16 protein-coding genes and 1 pseudogene are annotated in these 25,167 nt (G+C 65.5%); 8 read left to right on the top strand and 9 right to left on the bottom strand.

Features of this window, described 5'->3' with window-relative positions; genetic code table 11:
- Nucleotides 1-113: 113 nt before the first annotated feature.
- The 9 genes from rpsA to D6C00_RS14085 all read right to left on the bottom strand — a co-directional run bounded on the left by rpsA (nucleotide 114) and on the right by D6C00_RS14085 (nucleotide 11,439).
- On the bottom strand, nucleotides 114-1,817 hold the full coding sequence (rpsA, locus tag D6C00_RS14125) for a 30S ribosomal protein S1 (RefSeq protein ID WP_255416798.1): 1,704 nt from the start codon (nucleotides 1,815-1,817) through the stop codon (nucleotides 114-116).
- Nucleotides 1,818-2,104: 287 nt separating this feature from the next.
- Nucleotides 2,105-2,782, bottom strand: a complete 678-nt coding sequence (cmk, locus tag D6C00_RS14120) for a (d)CMP kinase (protein ID WP_125182290.1) — start codon at nucleotides 2,780-2,782, stop codon at nucleotides 2,105-2,107.
- Nucleotides 2,779-4,092: a 3-phosphoshikimate 1-carboxyvinyltransferase gene (aroA, locus tag D6C00_RS14115; RefSeq protein ID WP_206609576.1), complete on the bottom strand. Its 1,314-nt coding sequence runs from the start codon at nucleotides 4,090-4,092 to the stop codon at nucleotides 2,779-2,781. Before aroA ends, cmk begins: the two co-directional genes overlap by 4 nt.
- A gap of 203 nt (nucleotides 4,093-4,295) precedes the next feature.
- A complete protein-coding gene (locus D6C00_RS14110; RefSeq protein WP_125182288.1) occupies nucleotides 4,296-5,156 on the bottom strand; it encodes a prephenate dehydrogenase in 861 nt (286 codons plus the stop codon).
- A complete protein-coding gene (gene hisC / locus D6C00_RS14105; RefSeq protein WP_125182287.1) occupies nucleotides 5,153-6,265 on the bottom strand; it encodes a histidinol-phosphate transaminase in 1,113 nt (370 codons plus the stop codon). Before hisC ends, D6C00_RS14110 begins: the two co-directional genes overlap by 4 nt.
- 280 nt (nucleotides 6,266-6,545) lie before the next feature.
- A complete protein-coding gene (gene pheA / locus D6C00_RS14100) occupies nucleotides 6,546-7,631 on the bottom strand; it encodes a prephenate dehydratase (RefSeq protein ID WP_125182286.1) in 1,086 nt (361 codons plus the stop codon).
- A 273-nt stretch (nucleotides 7,632-7,904) separates the two neighbouring features.
- Nucleotides 7,905-9,068: a phosphoglycerate dehydrogenase gene (locus D6C00_RS14095; protein WP_125182285.1), complete on the bottom strand. Its 1,164-nt coding sequence runs from the start codon at nucleotides 9,066-9,068 to the stop codon at nucleotides 7,905-7,907.
- Between the two features lie 153 nt (nucleotides 9,069-9,221).
- Nucleotides 9,222-10,304, bottom strand: coding sequence for a 3-phosphoserine/phosphohydroxythreonine transaminase (gene serC / locus D6C00_RS14090; protein WP_125182284.1), 1,083 nt, complete (start codon nucleotides 10,302-10,304; stop codon nucleotides 9,222-9,224).
- A gap of 187 nt (nucleotides 10,305-10,491) precedes the next feature.
- Nucleotides 10,492-11,439 (bottom strand): DNA gyrase C-terminal beta-propeller domain-containing protein, encoded by a 948-nt coding sequence (locus D6C00_RS14085; protein WP_241546886.1) that lies wholly within the window; start codon nucleotides 11,437-11,439, stop codon nucleotides 10,492-10,494.
- A 4,814-nt stretch (nucleotides 11,440-16,253) separates the two neighbouring features.
- On the opposite strand from D6C00_RS14085, the pseudogene D6C00_RS16635 reads away from it, so the two are divergent.
- The 8 genes and pseudogenes from D6C00_RS16635 (at nucleotide 16,254) to hpnE (ending at nucleotide 25,166) form a co-directional block, all read left to right on the top strand.
- Nucleotides 16,254-17,067 (top strand): annotated as a pseudogene (locus D6C00_RS16635) (mechanosensitive ion channel family protein).
- Nucleotides 17,068-17,347: 280 nt separating this feature from the next.
- Complete coding sequence (locus tag D6C00_RS14070) at nucleotides 17,348-18,661, top strand: TRZ/ATZ family hydrolase (protein WP_125182283.1); 1,314 nt, start codon at nucleotides 17,348-17,350, stop codon at nucleotides 18,659-18,661.
- 243 nt (nucleotides 18,662-18,904) lie between these two features.
- Nucleotides 18,905-19,627 carry a bifunctional 2-polyprenyl-6-hydroxyphenol methylase/3-demethylubiquinol 3-O-methyltransferase UbiG gene (ubiG, locus tag D6C00_RS14065; RefSeq protein WP_125182282.1) on the top strand — a complete coding sequence of 241 codons (723 nt, stop codon included), beginning with the start codon at nucleotides 18,905-18,907 and terminating at the stop codon, nucleotides 19,625-19,627.
- Between the two features lie 201 nt (nucleotides 19,628-19,828).
- On the top strand, nucleotides 19,829-20,509 hold the full coding sequence (locus tag D6C00_RS14060; RefSeq protein ID WP_125182281.1) for an HAD family hydrolase: 681 nt from the start codon (nucleotides 19,829-19,831) through the stop codon (nucleotides 20,507-20,509).
- A gap of 144 nt (nucleotides 20,510-20,653) precedes the next feature.
- A complete protein-coding gene (locus D6C00_RS14055) occupies nucleotides 20,654-21,952 on the top strand; it encodes a DNA recombination protein RmuC (protein WP_125182280.1) in 1,299 nt (432 codons plus the stop codon).
- On the top strand, nucleotides 21,939-22,808 hold the full coding sequence (gene hpnC, locus D6C00_RS14050; protein WP_125182279.1) for a squalene synthase HpnC: 870 nt from the start codon (nucleotides 21,939-21,941) through the stop codon (nucleotides 22,806-22,808). The genes D6C00_RS14055 and hpnC overlap by 14 nt, the downstream gene beginning before the upstream one ends.
- Nucleotides 22,809-22,974: 166 nt before the next feature.
- Entirely contained in the window at nucleotides 22,975-23,844 is an 870-nt protein-coding gene (gene hpnD / locus D6C00_RS14045; RefSeq protein ID WP_125182278.1) for a presqualene diphosphate synthase HpnD, read from the top strand.
- A complete protein-coding gene (hpnE, locus tag D6C00_RS14040) occupies nucleotides 23,841-25,166 on the top strand; it encodes a hydroxysqualene dehydroxylase HpnE (protein ID WP_125182277.1) in 1,326 nt (441 codons plus the stop codon). The genes hpnD and hpnE overlap by 4 nt, the downstream gene beginning before the upstream one ends.
- The last annotated feature ends 1 nt before the right edge of the window (nucleotide 25,167 follow it).

Raw genomic sequence — 25,167 nt, 5'->3', positions numbered from 1 at the left:
CGTCTTCTTCTTGCTGATATCCGGGCCTGATGGCAAGTGGCGACGGCCGCACTCGGGCGGCCGCCGGAGTCATTCCACTAGGAGTATGCCAAAAAGCACGCAAAAATCAATGCTTAGCTGTTGCCCTTCTCTTCCATCTGCTCCTTCAGGATATCCCCGAGGGTGGTGGTGGCGGAGCCGGACTTGGCATAGTCCTGCACGGCCTCGGCTTCCTCGCCGAGTTCCTTGGCCTTGATCGACAGGCTCAGGGTGCGGTTCTTGCGATCCACGCCCATGAACTTGGCCTCGACCTCCTCGCCTTCCTTGAGCACGGTGCGGGCGTCCTCGACCCGGTCGCGGGCCAGTTCGGAGGCGCGCAGGATGCCTTCGATACCCTCGCCCAGATCGATCACTGCAGCCTTTGCATCGACCTCCCGGACGGTTCCTTTAACGATGCTGCCCTTGGGATGGGCGGCCACGAAGTTGGAGAAGGGGTCCTTTTCCAGCTGCTTGAGGCCCAGCGAGATGCGCTCGCGCTCGGGATCCACGGCCAGTACCACGGCCTCGACCTCGTCGCCCTTCTTGAAGTTGTGGACCACTTCCTCGCCGGTATCGCTCCAGGAGATGTCGGACAGGTGGACCAGGCCGTCGATGCCGCCGTCCAGGCCGACGAAGATGCCGAAGTCGGTGATGGACTTGATCTGACCGGAGACCTTGTCACCCTTGTTGTGGGTGGCGGCAAACTCTTCCCACGGATTGGCGTAGCACTGCTTCATGCCGAGCGAGATGCGGCGGCGCTCCTCGTCGATGTCCAGCACCATGACCTCGACCTCGTCGCCCACATGCACGACCTTGGCCGGGTTGACGTTCTTGTTGGTCCAGTCCATCTCGGAGACGTGCACCAGGCCTTCCACGCCTTCCTCGATCTCGACGAAGCAGCCGTAGTCGGCGATGTTGGTGACCTTGCCGAACAGACGGGTGCTCTCGGGATAACGGCGGCCCAGATCCTCCCACGGATCGGTGCCCAGCTGCTTCATGCCCAGGGAGACGCGGTTGCGCTCGCGGTCGAACTTGAGCACCTTGACCTCGATCTCGTCGCCCACGGCGACCATCTCGCTGGGATGCTTGATGCGCTTCCAGGCCATGTCGGTGATGTGCAGCAGGCCGTCGATGCCGCCCAGATCCACGAACACGCCGTAGTCGGTGAGGTTCTTGACGATGCCCTTGATGACCATGCCTTCCTGCAGGTTCTTGAGCAGTTCCTCGCGCTCGGCGCTGTACTCGGATTCGACCACGGCGCGGCGGGAGACCACCACGTTGTTGCGGCGCTGGTCGAGCTTGATGACCTTGAATTCGAGTTCCTTGTTTTCCAGGTAGGTGGTGTCGCGCACCGGGCGCACGTCCACCAGCGAGCCGGGCAGGAAGGCGCGGATGTCCTTGATGTCGACGGTGAAGCCGCCCTTGACCTTGCCGCTGATCATGCCCGTGACGGTCTCGTTCTCCTCGTAGGCCTGCTCCAGTTCCTTCCAGACCCGCGCGCGCTTGGCCTTCTCGCGCGACAGGCGGGTCTCGCCGAAGCCGTCCTCGACGGTGTCCAGGGCGACTTCCACGTCCTCGCCCACGTTGACCTCGAGTTCGCCCTGCTCGTTGTAGAACTGTTCGACCGGAATCACGCCTTCCGATTTCAATCCTGCATTAACGATGACCACGTCCGACCGGATATCGACCACGGTGCCGGTCACGATGGAACCGGGACGCAATTCCTGTTTGGCTAAACTCTCTTCGAACAGTTCTGCAAAGCTTTCGCTCATGGTTGACTCATTCCTTGAACCGCGGATGCGATTCACTTGTTGGGCCGCGAGGTTGATACAGGCAAACCGTCACGGGTTGGTTGCAAAGACAAAGCCCGGATAATGGCTATCCGGGCGCCGATTGATACAAACGGGTATTATAGGCAGAAATTCGAAAAATATCACTAGTCTGGGGACAGGGAGCTGGATTCACCCCGGGTTGCCGGGAACGCTGCGCTTATCCCGGCCCCTGCTCCTTCCCCGACACAAACCCCGTCATCCCGGCGCAGGCCGGGATGACGGATTCAGGTCGGGACACGCTGCAGCTGCCCCAACTACGTGATCGCCAGGCGCTGCCGCACAATCCCCAGCGCCGCCTCGATGCTGCCTTCGATATCCAGCCCGGAGGTATCCAGCACCACGGCGTCCTCCGCCGGCTTGAGCGGCGCCACCGGGCGCTCCATGTCGCGCCTGTCACGCGCCTCGATGGCCGCCACCAGCTCCGCCATGTCAGCCTCGATCCCCTTTTCCTTCAACTGGTTATGGCGCCGCCGGGCGCGCTCCCCGGCGCTGGCGGTGAGGTAGATCTTCACCTCGGCTTCGGGGAAGACCACACTGCCCATGTCGCGGCCGTCGGCCACCAGCCCGGGCGCGGTCTGGAAATCCCGCTGCAGCCGCAGCAGCGCCTCCCGCACGCCCGGCAGGGCCGCCACCCGGGAGGCGGCGTCCCCCGCGGCCTCGCTGCGGATGGCCAGGCTGACCTCCTTGTCCCCGAGCCAGATGCGGTCGGAATCGGTGTCGAAGCGCACCTCCAGGTGCCGGGCGAGATCCGCCAGGCCGGCCTCGTTGTCCAGTGCCACCCCCCGGTCCAGGGCGGCGTGCGCCACCAGCCGGTACAGGGCACCGCTGTCGAGGAAATGCCAGCCCAGGCGGGTGGCCAGGGCGCGGCTGACCGTGCCCTTGCCCGAGCCGCTGGGCCCGTCGACGGCGACCACCGGGGCCCGATCGCTCATTCGGTCACCGCCAGCCCGGCCTGCTGGGCCAGGGGCACGAAATCCGGGAAGGAGGTGGTCACGTTGGCGCAGTCGTCGATGACGATTTCGCCCTCCGCCCGCAGACCGGCCATGGCGAAGCTCATGGCGATGCGGTGGTCGCCATGGCTGTCGACCCGGCCGCCGCCGAGCTGCGGCCGGCCGTCGATGACGATGCCGTCCGGGGTGGGCTCGGCGGACACGCCCAGCATCTGCAGCCCGTCGGCCATCACCTGGATACGGTCGCTTTCCTTGACCCGCAGTTCCTCGGCGCCGCGCAGCACGGTGCGCCCCTCGGCGCAGGCCGCGGCCACGAACAGGGCCGGGAATTCGTCGATGGCCAGCGGCACCAGGTCGGGCGGAATGTCGATGCCCTGCAGATCGGCCGCGGTGATGCGCAGGTCCGCCACCGGCTCGCCGCCCAGGACCTGCTCGTTGGTAATCTCGATATTCGCGCCCATGCGCTGGAGGATGTCGATCACCCCGGTGCGGGTCGGGTTCATGCCCACCTGCTCCAGCACCAGGTCCGAGCCCGGGGCGATGCTGGCGCCGACCAGGAAGAAGGCCGCCGAGGAGATGTCGGCCGGCACCGTGATCGCGCCGCCGGTGAGCACGCCTCCGCCGTCCAGACAGGCGCGCGGCCCCTCGACCTCGACCGCATAGCCCAGTCCCCGCAGCATGCGCTCGGTGTGGTCGCGGGTGGGGGCCGGCTCGGTGGTGCAGGTGCGCCCCCCGGCATAGAGCCCCGCCAGCAGCACGCAGGATTTCACCTGGGCGCTGGCCATGGGCAGGGTGTAGTCGATGCCTTTCAGGGCCTGACCGCCGGTGATCTTCAGCGGCGCGGTCCCGCCCGCTTCGCTTTCGATGCGCGCGCCCATCGCAGTCAGCGGATCGATGACCCGGCCCATGGGCCGCCGCGACAGGGAGTCATCGCCGGTCAGGACACTGTCGAAGGCCTGCCCGGCCAGCAGCCCGGCCAGCAGCCGCATGGAGGTGCCGGAATTGCCCAGGTACAGCGGCTCGGGCGGCGGCTGCAGGCCGTGCAGCCCGACGCCATGAATGCGCACGCTGCCATCGTAGGGGCCCTCGATCTTCACCCCCATGGCACGGAAGGCCGCCAGGGTGGCCAGGCTGTCCTCGCCTTCCAGGAAGCCGGTCACATCACTCACGCCCTCGGCCAGCGAGCCCAGCATGATGGCGCGGTGCGATACCGACTTGTCCCCCGGCACCCTGAACCGGCCCTCGAGCCGGCCACCGGGCTGGACGTGGAATTGTCTGTTGGTGTGGGTCAATTCGGTTTCCTGTGCATTCAGCGTCGGGTTACGCCCTTTGGGCTAACCCGACCTACGTTACTGCCCTTCCCGTCATTCCCGCGAAGGCGGGAATCCATGGGGTTCAGCTGGTAGGCCGGAATAAGGGCCGAACGGCCCGTTTCCGGCATTCGATCCGGAGTGCCGGGAACGCTGCGTTTATCCCGGCCTACGACTGAGCGAATCTAACGCGGCGCATGCTCATCCCGCGCCCGCTTGGCGCGGCTGAAGATCTCCACCAGCCGCTCGCCGTCGCGCGCCTGAATGGCCTCGGTCAGCGCCGTCAGGTCCACCTGAAAATGGGCGATCATCTCCAGGATGGCCTCGCGGTTGGCCAGACAGATGTCGCGCCACATCACCGGGTCACTGCCGGCGATGCGGGTGAAATCGCGGAAGCCGCCAGCGGCATATTGGAATATCTCGTCGTGTTCGTGCAAGCGCGCCAGGCTGTCGACCGTGGCATAGGCCAGGATGTGCGGCAGATGGCTGGTGGCGGCCAGCACCCGGTCATGGTGCTCCACCCCCATCTCCACCACCTCGGCCCCGGCCGTCTCCCACATGCCGCGCACCCGGTCCACCGCCTCGGCATCCGTGTGCGCCAGCGGGGTGAGAATCACCCGGCGCTGCTGGAACAGCTCGGCGAAGGAAGCCGCCACGCCACTGCGCTCGGTGCCGGCGATGGGATGGCCCGGCACCAGGTTGGCCGGCACACCGCCGAAGGCCTTCTGGGCGGCATCGACCACCGCGCCCTTGGCGCTGCCGACATCGGTAATCACCGCAGCGGCGGCCAACCGGGGTTTGATCTGCCTGAACACGGTCTCCATCGCGCCCATGGGCACGGCCACCAGCACCATATCGGCACCGGCTACCGCGGCCGCCGGGTCGGTGTCGAAGCGGTCGATCACGCCCAGTTCCACGGCCTGCTGCAGATGCTCGGCGCTGCGGCTGCAGCCGACGATCTCGCCGACCGCATCATTCGCCCGCAGGGCGCGGGCCAGCGAGCCGCCGATCAGGCCCACGCCGATGATGCACAGGCGATTGATCATCCCAGCACCTTTTCCAGCGCGGCCATGGCGCGTTTGTTCTCATCCTGGGTGCCGAGGGTGATGCGCAGATGGTTGGGCAGACCGTAGGCACCGATGGGCCGCACGATCACGCCCTCGCGCAGCAGGGCCTCATACACCGCCCCGGCCGGGCGGCCGACATCGACGCTGATGAAGTTGCCCACTGAGGGGATGTAGTTCAGGCCCAGCCGTTTGCAGGCCGTCTGCCAGGCCTGCATGCCGGTATCATTCAAATGCACGGCGCGGGCGATATGCTCGGCATCGCCCAGGGCGACCTCGGCAGCGGCCAGAGCCAGGCTGTTCGCATTGAACGGCTGGCGGACGCGATTCAGCAGGTCCGCCACCACCGGGCTGGACAGGGCATAGCCCACCCGCAGCCCGGCCAGGCCGTAGGCCTTGGAGAAGGTGCGGGTGATGACCAGATTCGGGTAGCGGTCCAGCCAGGGGATACTGTCGGGGTAGTCCGGCTCGCGCACGTACTCCACATAGGCTTCGTCCAGCACCACGATGACATCACGCGGCACCTCGGCCAGGAAGGCCTCCAGCTCGCGCCCCGGCAGCCAGGTGCCGGTGGGATTGTTGGGATTGGCAATGAACACCACCCGGGTGCTGTCATCGATGGCCGCGCGCATGGCCGCCGGATCATGGCCGTAGTTGCGCGCCGGGGCGACCTGGGCCGTGGCCCCGATGGCCCGGGTGACGATGGGGTAGACCGCGAAGGCGTGCTCGGAGAATACGGCCCCACGTCCGGGTGCCAGGAAGGCCCGGGCGATCAGTTCCAGCACATCGTTGGAACCGTTGCCGAGGGTGATCTGCTTCAGGTCCACGTCGTGGCGGTCGGCCAGGGCCCGTTTCAGGCCGAAGCCGTTGCCGTCGGGATAGCGCGCCAGCTCGGCGACATGGGCCTGGATGGCATCCTTCACCCGCGGACTGGGACCGAGCGGATTCTCGTTGGAGGCCAGCTTGACCGCGTCGCGCACGCCGTACTCGCGCTCCAGTTCGGAGATCGGCTTGCCCGGCTGATAGGGCTGCAGCCCCTGCACACCGGCAGTGGCGCAGTCGAACAGGTAATGGCGTTCGTGGTCGTTCATCTATGACTCTATTCGCGGTTGGTCTCTCGGTCTTGTAGGTCGGATCAGCCCGAGGGGCGTAATCCGACATCAGGCCGGCCCTTGTCGGGTTACGCTGCGCTAACCCGAACAGCCTATTGCAAACTACATACTCGTCATTCCGGCGTATGCCGGAATCCAGGAGCCACTGCGGTCACTGGATCCCGGCCTTCGCCGGGATGACGGGAAAACATTAATGCAGGTCAGCGACGTAGGTCGGGTTACGCTGCGCTAACCCAACCTGCATATTGCCTGCATCCGATCACACCTGCGCGCGGGGATAGGACCCCAGCACCTTGAGAAAACTCGCCCGCTGCTCCAGCTCGGCCAGCGCCGCGGCCACCTGCGCATCCCCGGCATGGCCCTCGATATCGACGAAGAACACATAGTCCCACACGCCGCGCCGCGAGGGCCGGGACTCAATCCGGGTCATGCTGATGCCGTGCTCGTTGAAGGGCGCGAGCAGGGTGTAGAGCGCGCCGGGTTCATTGCGTACCGACACCAGCAGCGAGGTCTTGTCCTGACCGGAGGGGGCGACCGTCTGTCTGCCGATCACCAGGAAGCGGGTGGTGTTGCCCGGCTCGTCCTCGATGTTGCGCGCCAGCCGGTTCAGACCGTACAGCTCGGCGGCGGTCTCACTGGCCACCGCCGCGCTGTCGGGCTCGGCCGCCGCCCGCCGGGCCGCCTCGCCGTTGCTGCTCACGGCAATGCGCTCGGCCTGCAGCAGGTTGGTGTCCAGCCATTCCCGGCACTGGGCCAGGGACTGCTGGTGCGAATAGACCCGCCTGATACCGGAAGTATCGCTCCCCTTCCCGAGCAGGTGCAGCTCGATGCGCTGCTGGACCTCGCCGCAGATGTGCAGCGGCGAGCGCATGAACATGTCCAGGGTGTGATTGACCACCCCTTCGGTGGAGTTCTCCACCGGCACCACGCCGTAGTGAGCGCTGCCGGATTCCACCTCGCGAAAGACCAGGTCGATGGAGCCCAGCGCAGTACTCTGGATGGAGTGGCCGAAGTGCCTGAGCGCGGCGGCCTGGGTGAAGGTACCCTCGGGTCCGAGAAAGGCGATGGTCAGGGGTTTTTCCAGCGCCAGGCAGGCCGACATCACTTCGCGGATCAGGCGCGCGGCCTCATCGTCCGACAGCGGCCCCGGATTGAGCTCGCGGACGCGCGCCAGGATCTGCGCCTCACGGTCGGGGCGGTAGAAGTCGTTCATCTCGCCGGCGACCTGCTTGATACGCGCCACGTCCTGCGCACAGCGCGCCCGCTCGCTGATCAGCTCCAGCAGCTGATCATCGATCCGGTCGATTCTCTCCCGGATGGTCTTGAGTTGGTCCGACTCGTTCATGGATGCCGTGTGGTTGTTCTATCTCGTCTGGGTGATGGTAACGCAAAGGACGCAGAGGCGCAGAGGCGCAAAGAGAAATTGAACATATATGTAATCCCCTTTATTGCGTCATTCCGGCGCAGGCCGGAATCTATTGACCGCAGCGGCATCTGGATTCCGGCCTGCGCCGGAATGACGGGAATAGTCGGGGATTCAGCTCAAGCTTCACATTATGAATGTATTCCTTCGCGCCCCTGCGTCTCCGCGACCTCTGCGTTGATGCCACCGAATTATCTACAGAGTGCGCACCGACAACACGCCCTCGATGCCCTTGATCTGGTCCAGGCAGTCCTGGTCCACCTCGCCTTCCACGTCCACCAGGGTGTAGGCCAGCTCGCCGCGCGACTTGTTCAGCATGTCGACGATGTTGTGGCCGGTGTCGGCCAGCACGGTGGAGATCTGGCCCAGCATCTTGGGCACGTTGGCGTTGACCACGGCCAGGCGCTGGCCCTCGCTGCGCGGCATGAACACCTCGGGGAAATTGACCGAGTTGCGCACGTTCCCGTTTTCCAGGAACTCGCGCACCTGTTCGGCCACCATAACGGCGCAGTTCTCCTCGGCCTCGAGCGTGGAGGCGCCCAGGTGCGGCAGGGTGATCACCTTCGGATGATCCTTCAGCAGGTTGCTGGGGAAGTCGCAGACATAGCCGCCGACCTTGCCTTCATCGATGGCCCTGACCACCGCTTCATCATCAACGATGCCGTTGCGGGCGAAGTTGAGGATCACCACCCCGTCCTTCATGTTCTTCAGCCGGTCGGCGTTGATCATGTGTCGGGTGGCGTCGACCAGCGGCACATGGAAACTGACGTAGTCGACCCTGCCGAGCAGGTCGTCGACGCTGCTCGCCTTCTGCACATCCGCAGACAGCTGCCAGGCGCTCTGCACCGTGATATCCGGGTCATAACCCACGACATTCATGCCCAGCGCCTTGGCGGCATTGCATACCAGCACGCCGATCGCACCCAGGCCGATCACGCCCAGGGTGCGCCCGGGCAGTTCGGTACCGACGAAGTTCTTCTTGCCGGCCTCAACCTGCTTGCTTATCCCGGCGTCATCGCCTTCCAGGCCGCGGGCGAAATCCCAGGCCGGGCAGATGTTGCGCGCGGCCAGCAGCATGCCGGTCAGCACCAGTTCCTTGACCGCGTTGGCGTTCGCGCCGGGGGCGTTGAAGACCGGCACACCCAGCTGGCTCAGCTTGTCCACGGGGATATTGTTCACCCCGGCGCCGGCACGGCCCACGGCCTTGAGCGAGGCCGGGATCTCCATGTCGTGCATCTTGTAGGAACGCAGCAGGATGGCGTCCGGGTGGGTGATCTCGGAGGCGATCTCGTAGTTGTCGCGCGGCAGCCGGTCCAGGCCGGCGACGGAGATGTTGTTCAGCGTGAGTATCTTGTACATGAATTTCATCCTACCAAAGAGCTTTCAGAGCGCCACGGAATACTCGGAAAACATGGAAAAATAATTGATGGTTTTTCATTGCCGGGCGCGTAGCGCCTCGGCAATGCCTGCAATCATTTCCGTGTCTTCCGTGTATTCCGTGGCGCTTTTGACTTAGCCGTTACGCTTCTCGAAATCGGCCATGAAATCGATCAGCGCGTCCACCCCTTCCTCGGGCATGGCGTTGTAGATGCTGGCACGCATACCGCCGACCGAACGGTGACCCTTGAGCGAGGTCATGCCCTGTGCCGCGGCCTCCTTGAGGAAGGTGGCGTCCAGCTCCGGATCGGCCAGGGTGAAGGGCACGTTCATCCAGGACCGGCACTGCGGGTCGACCGGATTGGCGTAGAAGTCCGACTGATCGATGGCCGCGTAGAGCTTGTCGGCCTTGCGCTTGTTGATCCCGGCCATGGCATCGAGTCCGCCGTTGTCCTTGATCCACTTGAACACCAGCCCGGCCAGGTACCAGCCGTAGGTCGGCGGGGTGTTGTACATGGAATCGGCATCGGCATGGGTCTTGTAATCAAACATGGTCGGCGTGCGCTCCACCGTCTGGCCGATGAGATCCTCGCGCACGATGACCACCGTCAGTCCCGCCGGACCGATGTTCTTCTGGGCGCCGGCGTAGATCACGCCGTAGCGGGAGACGTCGATGGGGCGCGACAGGATGGTGGAGGACATGTCCGCCACCAGGGGCGTGTCGCCGACCTCGGGAATCCAGTGGAACTCCACCCCGCCGATGGTCTCGTTCGGGGTGTAGTGCACATAGGCGGCGTCATCGGCCAGGTTCCAGCTGTCGAAGGCCGGGATGGTCATGAAGTTCTCGGCCTCGGAGGTGGCGGCGACATTGACGTTGCAGTAGCGCTTGGCCTCGGCAATGGCCTTCTTGGACCAGGAGCCGGTATTGATGTAGTCGGCCTTGGTGCTGCCGCGCAGCAGGTTCAGCGGCACCATGGCGAACTGGCTGCTGGCCCCGCCCTGCAGGAACAGCACCTTGTAGTTGTCCGGGATGCCCATGACCTGGCGCAGGTCGGCCTCTGCCGCCTCGGCAATGGACATGAACTCCTTGCCGCGGTGGCTCATCTCCATGACCGACATGCCGCTGCCCTGCCAGTCGACCAGTTCCTCCTGGGCCTGTTTCAGAACGGCTTCCGGCAGCATGGCCGGGCCGGCGCTGAAGTTGTAGATACGACTCATGGTGACTCCGTTTGCTGTAAATGAATTCTGGTCCGAATGGCGCTGATTTAAGCGTCATTGTGAACGAAGCGTGGTAATCTCGTGCTGCAAGAATCAACCGGTTGGAGATTGCCGCGTCACTTCGTTCCTCGCAATGACAGGTATCTTTCGGCTTAAGTCAGTGCCATTCAATTCTGTCCGGGGGAATTCAACCCTCGCCGTCGGATGCCTCTTCCTCGTCCTCCTCGGCCTCGGCGATGGCGTCGATGCCGACCAGCTTCTCGTCCTCGCCCACCCGGATCAGGCGCACGCCCTGGGTGTTGCGGCCCATCTGCGAGATCTCGCTCACCCGGGTGCGCACCAGGGTGCCCATGTTGGTGATGAGCATCACCTCGTCGGTCTCGGCCACCAGCTTGGCGCCGACCACGGCGCCGTTACGCTCGTTGGTCTGGACCGAGATCACGCCCTGACCGCCGCGGCCATGGACTGGATACTCGTCGATGGGCGTGCGCTTGCCGTAGCCGTGTTCGGTGGCGCTGAGCACGTCGCCCTCGGCGGCGATCAGCATGCCGATGACCTGCTGGCCCGGCTGCAGCCGGATGCCGCGTACGCCGGCAGCGGTACGACCCATGGCGCGCACGCTCTCCTCCCTGAAGCGGATGGCCTTGCCGGCGTCGGTGAACAGCATCACGTCCTGGTTGCCGTCGGTGATGGCCACGCCGATCAGCCAGTCCTGGTCACGCAGTTCCAGGGCGATGATGCCGCTGCTGCGCGGCCGGGCGAAGGCGCGCAGCGGGGTCTTCTTGACCGTGCCGTTGGCGGTGGCCATGAAGATGAAGTCCTCGGTGTCGAAATCGCGGATCGGCAGCACGGCGTTGATGCGCTCGCCCTCCTCCAGCGGCAGCAGATTGACGATGGGCTTGCCGCGCGCCTGACGGCCGGCCACCGGCAGCTGGTAGACCTTGAGCCAATACACCTTGCCGCGGCTGGAGAAGCACAGAATGGTATCGTGGGTGCTGGCGATGAACAGCTTGTCGATGAAGTCTTCCTGTCTGACGCTGGTCGCGCTCTTGCCGCGCCCACCGCGGCGCTGGGCCGAGTATTCGGACAGCGGCTGGGCCTTGGCGTAGCCGGCGTGCGACAGGGTGACCACCACGTCCCCTCGGTGATCAGATTCCTCCAGAGCCAGGTCCCGCCTCGGCCTGCGGATCTGCGGTACGGGGCGTTTTCGTCGCCGTACTGAGTCTCGGCACCTGAGTCAAGCTCGTCACGGATGACCTGCATAACGCTCGGGCTGTTGAGGATGGCGAGCATTCGTTCAATCTTCGCCGGCAGCTCGCGGTATTCGTCGATGATCGTGTCCGCTCTACCGGGATCTGGTGCATGCGCAGTTCCAGGATGGCCTGGCTGGGCCTCGGACAGAACGATAACAGCATCGCGGTCAGACCCGCCCCGGGGCCAGCCGTCGGCGAGATGCCTCGCGCCCGCGCCCGCCAGCATGTCCCATGAGGACCGACCCGGCTCCCAGGGCCCGCGCCATCAGCGCCCTGGCGCGCCCCTCGGCCCGGGCCGGGGGCGAAGGTCCTGATCAGTCGTATCACCTCGTCCGAATGTTGCCAGGGCAAGCGCCGACATTACAGGATGGGCCCCGCTCCCGCGCCGCGCCTTGCGCATCTCGTAACGGTGCGACGGGTCACCAACGTCCGACGCGTGGCGGATGAGGCCTGCAGTCGATGGCCTTGAGTGGAGCATCCGCGGCTACCGTGCTGAACCAGCGCGACCATGTGGATGCCGAACACGTTCCTTCATCTGGTTCTGGCTGGTAGAGGTTGTTTCAGCACGACTTCCGAGACCTCAGCATCGCTTCAATTCGATACGCATGCCGATGCCGTCCTTGTCGTGACTCGGTCGCGCGGTTGCTGATGACCGTCGAGCTGTCTTTTCCTGACCAGCGCGGCGATCTTCCTCCAGCAGGCGGCCTTGTTTGACCTGTGGGCAGTTCGGTTGACGACGATGGGCTGGCGGCCACGTCTTGTCACTCCTCGATCTCGGTGCGTTCACGGCACCTGCACCGGCCGCGGCCGGTGGAGAGGCCTCCTGGAATCCCGCGCACCGCCGTTTGATGAATGCCGGCGGTGGGGGAAATCCGGGCCAGAATTGCTCCATCAGCTCGCGGATGCGAGGTCGGGATGGTTCGATCACGCGATGCAGGTCATTGTGACCTCAAGCCCAGGTTGTGCGGCGGGATGTTTTGTCGCCATGCCACTGCGAATGCCGGCCGAGCCGTGGACCAGCAGTTGGGAAGCGGGTCGGAAGACCGGGGTTCACTCTCGATCTCCGGTCTTAGTGGGAATGAATTCGCGGTTTCCGTGTCGAAGCGGCCACATCATCGTGAGCCGATGCGGCCAGGCCACCTCGGTGTAACGCATGGCGGCGGGGCGAATCGCCGTCCGATGGACCGAATTTGGCCCTGGCCTCGACCGAGCATGGTGCGCAAGCGAAAACGCTGCGCCATGCGCACGATGGTGTCCGTAGACGGCGGGTCGCCGTGGGGGGGTTGTAACGTCCGATGACTCACCCGGACCCAAGCGGCGGGCCGACTTCTTATAAGGCCTGTTCAGTCCAGTGCAAGACGCTCATGGCAAAGAGCACGCCCGGTTGGGACCGGCGTGAGGCCTCCCTAACATCGGCAAAGTGCGGCGTACCACGATCAGCTCATGGCCGTAATCGAGGAGGACTGCTTTCATTTCAATCTTCGAGAGTTGACGGGCAGGATTGCTTTGGCGATTCGGCCATGGATACAGTCGGTAAGCTTCGTTATGGGGATTCCTCAGACGGCCCGCCGGCTGGACCACACGGCACACGGCGCTGTGATTCCGATCGAATACTATCACAGCCGGGACACCCGTCCCAGAAAAAAAGCGGCCTCAGAATCGATTCTGATTCGCTCAGAGCGGGATTCGGGCAGGAACAGCTGAATTTTGAAATGCACTGTAGGAATCTCTGATCAATTTCACGTTTATTCTCGGTCATTTGGCGAGCGAAGCGTGCAATCGCACACAGTGAATCATCGGTTGGTATATTGCCACGGCGCTATGCGCTCGCAATGACGAAATATTCAAGGTTCCTCAGGTCGGTTAGCATACGTAACCCGACAGCCGCGGGCTGGTCACTTCGGGGTTACGGCCTCGGCCTAAACGCTGACCTGCTGTCTGCCGCTGCGTATAGCAGCCCTCGCGCGGGCCATCAGCTCAGCGCGGCCAGCTTTCGCGGTCATCCGCTCCACCACCCAAACGGCCTCGTTGACGATCAAGTCCACCATGTCCGCACTTGTGTGTGTCAAGGCCGTGTCCAGGCCTCGGCGCCGGGCGCGGGATGCTCCGGCCAACCTGGCGGCCGAGCACCTCTTCGGCGGCGGGAACGCTGCCATGGGAATATCGGCCCCGGAGGCGGAGTGGCCAGATCACCTGGAGGTGGGCGCGACCATAACATGACTTACACACCCGTGATGGCGCTCCGCCACGCCAGGGCTAGTAGTGTCCGATCTTGTTGGCCACATCTCCGTTGGCCCAGATGCGGGCGGACCGACGACGACCCACTGCAACCTGAACAGGTCCGGCATCAGGGATGGACGCCAGCCGGCCGGTCGGCCAGCAGGGGCACCGGGGATAACCATCACGCAAGATTCCCAGGCGGTCGAGAGCGCACCCTGCAGCCAGGCCGGGTTCGGCGGCCGGAACACGACCGTTAATGCGTGCCCTCGCCCCAGCCTGCGGATCCAGCCCAGCGCAGTGGCAGAAGCCGCCGTGGCGAGCGAGCCGGTATTGCAGTGGGGTGAGCACTCCTCCTCGCCCGTTGAGATAGGCCCCGGCGGCCCAGAGGGCGGCCCATGCGGCGGTTAAGCCGGCGATTTCCTCGGCATGGTAACGGCCGGCCCTCGCGGTCAGGGCCGCACCGGTCGCCGTCCAGACGTCGATGAGTCCCGCATCCGGTCCGAGCGGCCCACAAGATTCACCGCCGTGGCCGGGCCGCGGCCAGCTGCTCGCAGGTCGGGCGCCAGCGCCCTCTTTGCCATCGCGGGCGGCTTCTGTATACCGTGTCGCGCGCCACACACGCCATAGGCGGCGGCGATGCCGATGGCAGGGCGCGCACGCAACCAGCCACCATGTCCCGGGTTGGCCGCGGCAACCTCTGCGTCGTTGTCGAGCAAGAGCCAGGCTTCCTCCTCGGGCAGTGTCGGCGTGGTCAGCAGTGCAGGCGCCGTCCTCGCCAGACCAACAGCACGGATGCTGGCGGGGTGCGGCGGCTCATGGCTCGTCCCGGGCCCCGGCAGCCCGTCGCATCCGGCGCCAGCCGGCTCCAGGCGGTACCGTGAGGGGAGACCGCAGCCAGCTTCCACCCTGTTCGGGTGCCAGGACGAGCTTGTTGCGCGGCGGCTAACCGGGTATCGAACGTGCGGGTGTTGAGCTCGGCCTTCGGTCCCCCGCAGACGGCCTCCACAGCCGGGCCCTGCTGATCAGCCGGCCAAGGTTGCGGAACAGATACAGGGCCAGATCGAATTCCTTGTGGGTCAGATCGATCCTTCCGGAGCCCCATACAGTGTTCGCTGTGGTGTCGAATCCGGTATGTGGCCGAATTCCCAGCCTGGGACCGACTGGGCGCGCTCCCGGCGAGCCAGTGCCGTGACCCCCGGCCAGCAGCTTCCATCGGGCTTGACGGCTGTGGCCATGTTCGTCGGCGCCCGTCTACAGGGCGGTGACCACTCCGGTTCCCGGTCGGCGGCGCTGGTAATGAACAGCCCGGCAGGGCAGCGCCCGCCTCGGCGCGCAGCAGTCCAGCACCTCCAGACCGCTCCCGTCGGGCAGGACCGTCGAGAATCGCAGATCATGGTCCGCCTCGGCCAGGGCGGGCACGGAACACCGGGCGCAGTCATGCCGGAATCGCTGACCCTGATGGTCGGGCCGCCTGCCCCCATACCATACGGTAGGGCCTCGCCTGAAAATGTAATCGTCTTCGAGCAGGGCGATGCTCACCTGGTTTTTCCTCGAACGAATGGTTTGAACAGTTTCTCCCGGCAAAGCCGTAACGCTCATTGTCTACAAGTTTGACACATTACCTATGCTCTAAAAAAGTCCGGGCACAGTAGATCCCTTCGTAAGTATGCGGAGCAGGCAGCGGACGGATGTCCGACCCGGCTGTCCGCAGACCTTTTCTCTATCATGCCGGATAACAACAATTAATAAAACGCAGCGACGCCATTCTCGCCCTCCACCACCATCACCCTGACGGCACCTCCTCGGCGCCTCACGAGCGCAACCTGCTCTACTCTACTACACTCCGCCGCATGGGGTTGGCGCGACAGCGCCGGGGACTGCTGCGGGCACCATCGCTTGCGCCCCAGGCGCGATGCGCCTAGGGCGAGCCGGACATGAGAGAAGACCGAAAACCGAAAGGCCTAGGCGCCCCCCCGACCACACCCCGGACCCCGCCCCCCATCCCGTCCTACAAGAACCGTCAACTCGCGCGCGGCGCCTGTTCGCCCTCGAACAGCGCGAACGCGCCCAGGGCAAGCGCGAACTGGATCAGCCTGGTCTTCCGACCTGAGGCAGAGGATGATGTACAGAGCATCCGATCGCCGGCCACAGACCCGACAGCAACCGGTGATGCCGACTACAACAAGTGACTGTCCATGCGGCCGTGCCAACGCGTCCAAGAACTACCTGCTTGAGAAGGCTTGACCCCATCTTAAGGAGCCACCGTTCGTGGCGGGGCGATAACCAAGCCCATCGCCGACCAACGCCAACCCCGCGGTGCGTGCCCAGAACCCTCGCCCTGCGTGGAGATCACCTATCAACGGCGACTTCGGGTCCTAACATCACTCCGCCGCCGTTCCACCCTCCCACGCCCGCCCGGCGTGGATGCGTGTTTCAATCGTGGGCATTATCCCCCGGCAGGGATAAATTCAACCAACTGCTGCAATCGGAGTTCGTCACCAACCAGCTCATTCCCTGGATCATCAGCCTGATTGTCGCGCTGCTGATCTTCTTCATCGGCCGCTGGATCGCCGCCAGGCTGGTCAGCGTCAGCAAGCGCATGATGGCGCGCGGCGGCATGGACAGCATGCTGTCCAACTTCCTCGGCAGTATCCTCTACGGCCTGCTGATCGTGGTGGTCATCATCGCCGCCCTGAACCACCTGGGCATCCAGACCACCTCCCTGCTCGTCGTCCTCAGTGCCGCCGGCCTGGCCGTGGGCCTGGCCTTGAAGGATTCGCTGGGGAATTTCTCCTCCGGTGTTATGCTGATCATCTTCCGCCCCTTCCGCGAAGGGGACTATGTGGATGCCGGCGGCGTGGCCGGCACGGTGGAGAACGTCGGCATCTTCGCCACCACCATGCTCACACCGGACAACCGCGAGATCATCGTGCCCAACGGCCAGATCTACGGCGGCACCATCACCAACATCACCGCCCGCGCCACCCGGGCGTCTCGACCTGGTAATCGGCATCAGCTATGACGACGACATCCGCAAGGCCCGGGAGCTGGTGCTGGAGATCATCGAACAGGACGAGCGCATCCTCAAGGAACCCGCCCCGGTGGTGAACGTGGCCGAGCTGGGCGAGAGCAGTATCGATCTCAATGTCCGCCCCTGGGTCAGGAAGGAGGATTACTGGACGGTACGCCCGGAGCTGCTGGAGACCATCAAGACCCGCTTCGACGAGAACGGCATCAGCATCCCTTTCCCGCAACGGGACGTGCATCTGCATGAGGTGAAGTCCGCCTGAATTGGATCACCTGGCGTTGGCGCCCCAAACGCAGAGGGCACAAAGGCGCTGAGACAACAACGCCTTTATAAAGAGCCGTCATCCCCGCGCAGGCGGGGATCCAGATACCGCTGTGGTTGCTGGGTCCCCGCCTGCGCGGGGACGACGAGAGTGTGAATAACAACCTTTGCGCCTCTGCGCCTTTACTTCCTCTGCGTTCCCCCTCACCCAGGCATGAACAGTTGCACCACACGCCGCCCGCCTGCAAACTGACGCGGGCACACAACCACCAAGACATCCCATGCAAGACATCGACCTGCTGCTCCACGGCCGCTGGGTGATCCCGGTCGAGCCCGACGAACAGGTGCTCGAGCACCACTGCGTCGCCGTCAACGACGGCCGCATCCTCGCCCTGCTGCCGAGCAGCGAGGCCGCTCAGCACTACCGGGCGGAAACCGAACTGCGGCTGGAGCACCATGCCCTGATCCCGGGCCTGGTCAACGCCCATACCCACACCCCCATGAACCTGCTGCGCGGGCTGGCCGACGACCTGCCGATGATGGAATGGCTGCACGAGCACATCTGGCCGGCCGAACAGCGCTGGGTCAACGAGGAGTTCGTCCATGACGGCGGTCTGCTGGCGATGGCCGAGATGCTGCGCGGCGGTATCACCTGCTTCAACGACATGTATTTCTTCCCCGAAGTCACGGCGCGCGCCGCCGCCCATCTGGGCATGCGCGCCTGTGTGGGCCTGATCGCCATCGACTTCCCCACCGTCTATGCCGGTGACGCCGATGAGTACCTGGCCAAGGGTCTGGCGCTGCACGACAGCTTCCGCAACGACCCGCTGATCCGCACCGCCTTCGCCCCGCACGCGCCCTACAGCGTCTCCGACGCCCCGCTCACGCGTATCCAGACCCTGGCCGATGAGCTCGACATCCCGGTGCACATGCATGTGCACGAGTCCGCCGAGGAGGTCGAACAGGCACAACGCCAGGGCGAACGCCCGCTGGCACGACTGGACCGGCTGGGGCTGCTCTCCCCGGCGCTGGTCGCGGTGCACATGACCCAGCTAACCGATGACGAGATCGCGCGCCTGGCGGAGACCGGCAGCCATGTGGTGCACTGCCCCGAATCCAATCTCAAACTTGCCAGCGGCTTCTGCCCCACGGCCCGGCTGGAGGCAGCCGGCGTGAATCTGGCACTCGGCACCGACGGTGCGGCCAGCAACAACGATCTGGATCTGTTCAGCGAGATGCGTACCGCCGCCCTGCTGGGCAAGGCGGTCAGCAAGGACGCCACTGCCCTGCCCGCGCACCGGGTGCTGCGTATGGCCACCCTGAACGGCGCCCGCGCCCTGGGCCTGGGTGCGGAAACCGGCTCGCTGGAACCCGGCAAGTGGGCCGATATCACCGCCGTGGACCTGGCCACGCTGGAGAGCCAGCCGGTCTACCACCCCGTTTCGCAGCTGGTCTACGCCGCTGGCCGTCACCAGGTCAGCGATGTCTGGGTGGCCGGGCGCCATCTGCTCAAGGAACGCGCCCTGACCGGTCTGGATGCGGATGAGCTGCTGGAAACCGCCGCGGCCTGGCAGGGACACCTGGCCGAGACCTGATCCGGTTCCCGCAGGTTTGACATTTAAGGTGTGTCCTGCAATCCGGTCCGTACCCTGTCATTGCGAGGCGTACAGCGCCGTGGCAATCTCCAAACACCCGGGCCAGTATTACGGGACTGCGGCGCTTCTCCCATAGAAACCCTCCGGGTTTCATTATGGGTACCCCACCCTCCGGGTCTGGGCATCGCAATGACGAATTCATCGGCTTCGATTCCTGGCCATCACAGCGGTATACTGCTTTCCATGAACACCCACACCGACAACCTGGACCCGGCCGAGATCGCCAAGTTCGAGACCCTGGCCACACGCTGGTGGGATCCGCACAGCGAGTTCAAACCCCTGCACGACATCAACCCGCTGCGGCTGGACTACATCCGCCGCCGGGTGCCGCTGGAGAGCAAACGGGTGATTGACGTCGGCTGCGGCGGCGGCCTGCTCAGCGAGGCCATGGCCCGGGCCGGCGCCGAAGTCACCGGCATCGACATGGGCGAGGCGCCGCTGTCGGTGGCCCGCCTGCACCTGCTGGAATCCGGCCTGACCGTGGACTACCGGCAGACCACGGCCGAGGCCATGGCGCACGAGCGGCCCGGGCAGTTCGACCTGGTGACCTGCCTGGAGATGCTGGAGCATGTCCCCGACCCGGCTGCGGTCATCCGCGCCTGCTCCACCCTGGTCAAACCCGGTGGCCACCTGTTCTTTTCCACCATCAACCGCAACCCCAAGGCTTACGTCTTCGCCATCCTCGGCGCCGAATACCTGCTGCGCATGCTGCCGAAGGGCACCCATGACTACCGCAAGTTCATCCGTCCCTCCGAACTCGACGACTGGGCCCGCCAGGCCGGATTGGAACTCGAGGATCTCACCGGCATGACCTACAACCCGCTGACCCGCAGCTACAGTCTGGGACGGGACGTGGATGTGAACTATCTGGCCTGCTACCGGAAAGAAGACAGCGCTCCGGACTAAGCTCGACTGCAACGGCTTCAACGCAGAGAACGCAAAGACTCAGCTGTCAGCTATCGTCATCCCGGCGTAGGCCAGGATCCAGATACCACGGCGGCTACTGGATTCCGGCCTACGCCGGAATGACGGAATAACTTTGCGCCTCTGCACCTCTGCACCCTTTGCGTTAATATCACGGGAGTCCAATTCCCCGACCCCAACCCCATGATCAAAACTGTCCTGCTCGACCTCGACGGCACCCTGGCCGACACGGCGCCGGACCTGGCGCATGCCCTCAACCGTACTCTCGAGGCCTTCGGCTGTTCCCCGCTGCCCTATGAACGCATCCGCCCCGTGGTCTCGCACGGCGGCGTGGCCCTGATCCGGCTGGGCTTCGGCCTCGGGCCCGGTGAGCCCGGCTATGACGAGCGGCGGGCACACCTGCTCGAGGTCTACCGGGCCAACCTCACCCGTGGGACCCGGCCGTTTCCGGGCATGCCGGAACTGCTCGACTGGCTCGAGGCCGGCGGCCGCCACTGGGGCGTGGTCACCAACAAGCCGGCCTGGCTGACCGAACCCCTGCTCGACCAGCTCGGACTGCTGGCACGCGCCGCCGTGGTGGTCAGTGGCGATACAGTCAGTAAGAACAAGCCCCATCCGGCCCCGCTGCTGCACGCCTGCGAGCAGACCGGCAGCCTGCCCGGTCAATGTCTTTACGTCGGCGATGCCGAGCGCGACATCCAGGCCGGCCGGGCCGCAGGGATGCACACCCTGGTCGCCTTGTTCGGCTATCTCGATGCCACCGACGATCCAGCGGCTTGGCAGGCCGACGGCCTGATAAACACGCCTGGGGACATCATGGAATTCATCAGGAAAGGCGAAGACAGCGAAGCGTTTGTTCAATAAACCGTATGTCAGGCAGCACCCGTGTCCGGGCGCTGAGGCTTCACCGCTGGAGACGCACCCGATGGGTTGCGCTGCGCTCCACCCATCCTACACCTCACGCCTCACCCCTTACCCGCCGACCCCCGGCCCTGTACCATTACCGGCATGAACGATCCTGCGCTGTTGATCCTCGCTGCCCTGGCCGGCCTGCTGCTGGGCGTGCTCGTCACCTGGTGGCGCCTGCACGCCCGCGAAACCGGGCTGCGCCAGGAAAAGGAAGAGCTGGCTGCTGCACTGGCCGCGGAACGCCGCGCCGCCGAGGAGCGCACCAGCGCCAATGAAGCCGCCCGCGAGCAGCTCGGCCAGGCCTTCAGCGCCATGGCCAGCGAGGCACTCAAGCACAACAGCAGCGAGTTCCTCAAGCTGGCGCAGGAGAACCTGCAACGCTACCAGTCCCAGGCCCAGCAGGAGCTGGCCCAGAAGGAAAAGGCGGTGGAAAACCTGGTCAAGCCCATCCGCGAGGCGCTGACCAAGACCGAGGCCGAGGTCCGGCGCATGGAAAACGAGCGCAGGGAGGCCTTCGGCGCACTGAACCGCCATATCCAGACCATCGCCGAATCCCACCGCCTGCTGCAGACCGAGACCCGCAACCTGGTGCAGGCGCTGCGCCGGCCCGAGGTACGCGGCCAGTGGGGCGAGATGACGCTCAAGCGTCTGACCGAGCTGGCCGGTATGGTCGAACACTGCGACTTCGTCGAGCAGGTGCACAGCGAGGGCGAGTCCGGCCGGCTGCGCCCCGACATGGTGGTGCGCATGCCCGACAGCCGCGAGATCATCGTCGACGCCAAGACCCCGCTGGATGCCTATCTGAGCGCGGTCGAGGCCACCGACGACGCCGTGCGCGAGCGTCACCTGGACAGCCATGCCCGCAACGTACGCCAGCGGGTGCGCGAGCTTTCCGCCAAGGCCTACTGGCAGCAGTTCAGCAAGTCGCCCGACTTCGTGGTGCTGTTCATTCCGGGCGATCAGTTCCTCAGCGCCGCGCTGGACCGCGACCATGCCCTGCTCGAAGACGCCATGGCCAACAAGGTGGTGCTGGCCACCCCGACCAGCCTGGTGGCGCTGCTGCGCGCCGTCGGCTATGGCTGGCGTCAGGCGGTGCTGGCCGAGAACGCCGAGCATATCCGTCAGGTCGGCGAGGAGGTCTACGGCCGACTGGGCACCTTCGCCGAGCACCTGGGCCGTCTGGGCAAGAGTCTTGAAGGCAGCGTGAGCGCCTATAACAAGGCAGTGGGCTCCTTCGACAGCCGGGTGCTGCCGGGCCTGCGCAAGTTCACCGAGATGGGTATCAGCGCGAAGAAGGAGGCCGGTCCGCTGGATCAGATCGAACGCGCCCCGCGCCAGGTGGAGGGCCGCGACGAGGCCGCCGACACGCCTCCCGATCTCCCGCATGAACAATCCTGAACTCGCCCGGGCCTACCGCCACTGTCGCGCCCGGGCCCGCGCCCATTACGAGAACTTCCCCGTCGCCTCCATCCTGCTCCCGCGACGACTGCGCGATCCGGTGGCGGCCATCTACGCCTTCGCGCGCCACGCCGATGACCTGGCCGACGAGGGCGACACCCCGCCCGATGCCCGGCTGGCGGCACTGGATGCCTGGGAGACGGGCCTGCTGGACACGCTCGCCGGACAGCCCGCACCGGACCCGGCCCTGCTGGCCTGCAGCGACAGCATCCTGCGGTTCGGCCTGCCGGTCGAGCTGTTTCAGGATCTGCTCTCGGCCTTCCGCCAGGACGTCACCCGGACCCGCTATACCGATTTCGGCGAACTGATGCAGTACTGCCGCCGCTCGGCCAACCCGGTCGGCCGGCTGCTGCTGCACCTGCACGGGATAGCCGATCCCCGCCGCCAGGCCGAATCGGACGCCATCTGCAGCGCCCTGCAGCTGATCAACTTCTACCAGGACCTGCGCCAGGACATCGTCGAGAACGACCGCGTCTATCTGCCCCTGGACGAGCTGGAACGCTTCGAGGTGAGCGAGGACGATCTGCGCGCCGGCCGCGACAGCACCGCGCTGCGCCGGCTGCTGCAGTTCCAGTACAACCGTGCCCGCCGGCTGCTGCGCAGTGGCGCGCCGCTGGGTAGGGAACTGCGCGGACGCTTCGGACTGGAGATCCGCGCCATCGTGCTCGGCGGCAGCCGCGTGCTGGACAAACTGCAGAACGGCGCGCCCTTCGCCCGGCCGCGACTGGGCGCCGCGGATCGACTGTGGCTGTTGTGGCATGCCCTGAGAAAAACGGGCCCCGGCCCGCAGAGGTAGGATGGGTGGAGGCGCCTGCGCCGCAACCCATCATCCAGCCGCGCCGCGATGAGTTGCGCTGCGCTCCACCCATCCTGCATGCGATTTTTTGGCCGTCGCAGGGCCTGTAGTATACTCGGACCCCTTTCACCAGAGCGCACGCAGCGGCCACAACTACAACACCCTCATGGACCCAGCAGAGTATTGCCAACGCAAGGCGGCGGGCAGCGGCTCCAGCTTCTATTACAGCTTCCGCTTCCTGCCGCCGGACCGGCGCGCCGCCATCGTCGCCCTCTATGCCTTCTGTCGCGAAGTCGATGACGTGGTCGACGAATGCACCGACCCCGGGGTGGCGCGCATCAAGCTGCAGTGGTGGCGCGAGGAAATCGAGCGCGCCTTCACTGCCAGCCCCCAGCATCCCGTCACCCGCGCCCTGCAGCCGCATCTTGAGCGGCACAACCTGCCGCGCGAGTATTTTCACGAAATCATCGATGGCATGGCGATGGACCTGGACCAGCACCGTTATGCCGACTTCAGCGAACTGGCGCTGTACTGCTACCGGGTCGCCGGCGCGGTCGGTCTGCTGTCGGTGGAGATCTTCGGCTACCGCAACCGGGCCACGCTCAACTACGCCACCGAACTGGGCACGGCCTTTCAGCTGACCAACATCATCCGCGACGTGCGCGAGGATGCCGCCCGTGGCCGCATCTACCTGCCCATGGATGAACTGGAACGCTTCGGCGTCGCGCCGCAGGACATCCTCGGCTTTCATGCCACCGAAGCCTTTCGCGAGCTGATGGCCTTCCAGACCGGGCGCGCGCGTGAGTATTACGCCCGGGCCTATGCCCGGCTGCCGGACGAGGACCGCTATGCCCAGCGCAGCGGCCTGGCCATGGCGGCCATCTACGAGGCCACATTGAACGAGATCGAGCGCGACGGCTTCAACGTGCTCGAGGCGCGTACCAGCCTCACCCCGCTGCGCAAGCTGTGGATTGCCTGGACCCGGGTGCGGCGCGAACGCCGTCGGGCCCGGCGCCAGGGCATTGCCCTGACATGAACACGGGCACGGGCAGACGCTGCAGCGTCAGTGTGATCGGCGGCGGCTGGGCCGGGCTGAGCGCGGCCGTGTACCTGGCCCGCGCCGGCGTATCGGTCACCCTGATCGAGGCCGCCCGCCAGCTCGGCGGCCGTGCCCGCTGCGTGCCCTTCGGCGACCAGCGCATCGACAACGGTCAGCACCTGATGATCGGGGCCTATCACAACCTGCTCGATCTGCTGCAGGTGCTGGGGCTGCGCGAGGAGGAACTGTTCCAGCGCCGCCCGCTCGGGCTGCGGCTGCGCAGTCCCTCCGGTCCGGGTCTGCGCCTGGAGACCCGGGATCTGCCCGCGCCGCTGCATCTGCTGGCGGCTCTGATCAGTGCCCGCGGCCTGAGCTGGCTGGAACGCTACCACCTGAGCCGGTTTCTGTACCGGGTCCAGCACGGACGCATCGAGCTGGACCGGGATATCAGCGCCCAGGCCTTCCTCATGAGCGAGCGCCAGAGTCCGCGCCTGATCCGGCTGCTGTGGGAACCGCTGTGTCTGGCCAGTCTGAACACGCCCGTCAAGGAAGCCTCGGCGCGCCTGTTCCATACCGTGCTCGACCACGCCTTCACCGACCGGGCCGAGGACTGCGAGCTGCTGTTTCCCCGCACCGATCTCGGCACCGCCATCCCGGCACCGGCCTTTCAGTACATCGAGGCCAACCAGGGCAAGGTGATCCTGAGCAAGCGGGTGCAGAACATTGACATCGAAACCAACCGCTTTGTGGTGGAGTGGCGCGAGGGTAAACTGGCCAGCGACCAGGTGATCCTGGCGACCAGTCCGGTCATGACCCGCCGGCTGCTGGCCCCGCATCCGGCCCTGGCACCGACCCTGCAGCGCCTGGCCCGGCTGCGCCAGTCGCCCATCTGCACGGTCTATCTGCAATACCCCGCCGATGTGGGCCTGGAAGTCCCCATGCTGGGACTGCTGGAGCACACCGGGCAGTGGGTGTTCGACCGCGCCCTGTGCGGCCAGCCCGGCCTGATGGCCGTGGTCATCAGCGGTCCCGGCGAGCATCTGCAGCTGGACAACGCCGCGCTCAGTGAACGCATCAGCGCGGAACTGGCCAGTCTGTATCCGCACTGGCCGGCCCCGCTGGCCAGCCGGGTGATCCGGGAAAAGCGCGCCACCTTCCATGCCGGCGTGGATGTGGATCAGCTGCGCCCGGCCCAGCGCAGCGCCGTCCCCGGACTCTGGCTGGCCGGGGACTACACCGCCACCGACCTGCCCGCCACGCTGGAAGGCGCAGTGCTGAGCGGGCGCCGGTGCGCCGAACAGATACTCGAGGAATTATGAA

It is taken from the genome of Thiohalobacter thiocyanaticus, from assembly GCF_003932505.1.
In the GTDB taxonomy this organism is placed as follows: domain Bacteria; phylum Pseudomonadota; class Gammaproteobacteria; order Thiohalobacterales; family Thiohalobacteraceae; genus Thiohalobacter; species Thiohalobacter thiocyanaticus.
The sequence above is the reverse complement of the archived record's forward strand: the minus strand, read 5'-3'. Positions and strand labels throughout refer to the sequence as shown.

Bases quoted from the DNA above. Each gene is read 5' to 3' on its own strand.
- serC (WP_125182284.1), bottom strand. From the start codon at position 10,304: ATGAGTCGTATCTACAACTTCAGCGCCGGCCCGGCCATGCTGCCGGAA.
- hpnD (WP_125182278.1), top strand. From the start codon at position 22,975: ATGGACCCAGCAGAGTATTGCCAACGCAAGGCGGCGGGCAGCGGCTCC.
- hpnC (WP_125182279.1), top strand. From the start codon at position 21,939: ATGAACAATCCTGAACTCGCCCGGGCCTACCGCCACTGTCGCGCCCGG.
- hpnE (WP_125182277.1), top strand. From the start codon at position 23,841: ATGAACACGGGCACGGGCAGACGCTGCAGCGTCAGTGTGATCGGCGGC.
- D6C00_RS14060 (WP_125182281.1), top strand. From the start codon at position 19,829: ATGATCAAAACTGTCCTGCTCGACCTCGACGGCACCCTGGCCGACACG.
- hisC (WP_125182287.1), bottom strand. From the start codon at position 6,265: ATGAACGACCACGAACGCCATTACCTGTTCGACTGCGCCACTGCCGGT.
- D6C00_RS14095 (WP_125182285.1), bottom strand. From the start codon at position 9,068: ATGTACAAGATACTCACGCTGAACAACATCTCCGTCGCCGGCCTGGAC.
- ubiG (WP_125182282.1), top strand. From the start codon at position 18,905: ATGAACACCCACACCGACAACCTGGACCCGGCCGAGATCGCCAAGTTC.
- D6C00_RS14070 (WP_125182283.1), top strand. From the start codon at position 17,348: ATGCAAGACATCGACCTGCTGCTCCACGGCCGCTGGGTGATCCCGGTC.
- cmk (WP_125182290.1), bottom strand. From the start codon at position 2,782: ATGAGCGATCGGGCCCCGGTGGTCGCCGTCGACGGGCCCAGCGGCTCG.
- D6C00_RS14110 (WP_125182288.1), bottom strand. From the start codon at position 5,156: ATGATCAATCGCCTGTGCATCATCGGCGTGGGCCTGATCGGCGGCTCG.
- D6C00_RS14055 (WP_125182280.1), top strand. From the start codon at position 20,654: ATGAACGATCCTGCGCTGTTGATCCTCGCTGCCCTGGCCGGCCTGCTG.
- pheA (WP_125182286.1), bottom strand. From the start codon at position 7,631: ATGAACGAGTCGGACCAACTCAAGACCATCCGGGAGAGAATCGACCGG.